Origin of the sequence: Pseudomonas sp. SB113 (genome assembly GCF_040754745.1) — a bacterium.
In the GTDB taxonomy this organism is placed as follows: Bacteria; Pseudomonadota; Gammaproteobacteria; order Pseudomonadales; family Pseudomonadaceae; genus Aquipseudomonas; species Aquipseudomonas grimontii.
Window position 1 is genome coordinate 1 of sequence record NZ_JBFMHW010000223.1, and the last position, 417, is coordinate 417.

A 417-nucleotide genomic window follows, 5' to 3' on the forward strand; every position below is an offset into this window, starting at 1 on the left:
GATTCAGCCCAAAGCGGCGAACGTGCTTCTGCAAAAAGCGGCAGCGGGTAATCGGCAAGATCGACGATCTCGACTTCGACATCGCCGCGTGCCTTGGCAAGGTCGGCAATCCAGCTTGCCGGTTTGTCCGCAAAGCGTCCTGCGCGTATCGATCCGACGACGACCGCGATCCTGGGTTTAGACATTTGAATTTCTCCGTGAAAGATTCATGGTATAAAATGGATACTGGCGCTATATAGGATACCTATCAAAGACCGCGCAAGGAGGCACCTTTTTGAAACCTACATACGTCCACAACACCGAGGATTGCCGCGCCGTCAGTGAGATTCTCCAGCGCGTCGGCGACAAATGGACCGTCCTCGTCGTCAGCAAGCTTGGCCAGGGCACCATGCGTTTCAACGAGTTGCGCAATGCGAT

2 protein-coding genes are annotated in these 417 nt (G+C 54.7%); one reads left to right on the plus strand and one right to left on the minus strand.

Going from position 1 to position 417, the window contains the following annotated elements:
• Nucleotides 1-185: NADPH-dependent FMN reductase (locus AB1462_RS32270; RefSeq protein ID WP_367249190.1), on the minus strand; the 185-nt coding region annotated here is incomplete at its 3' end.
• An 89-nt stretch (nucleotides 186-274) separates the two neighbouring features.
• Here AB1462_RS32270 and AB1462_RS32275 point away from each other — a divergent pair.
• Nucleotides 275-417 (plus strand): winged helix-turn-helix transcriptional regulator (locus AB1462_RS32275; protein WP_367249192.1); only part of this gene is annotated, 143 nt, incomplete at its 3' end.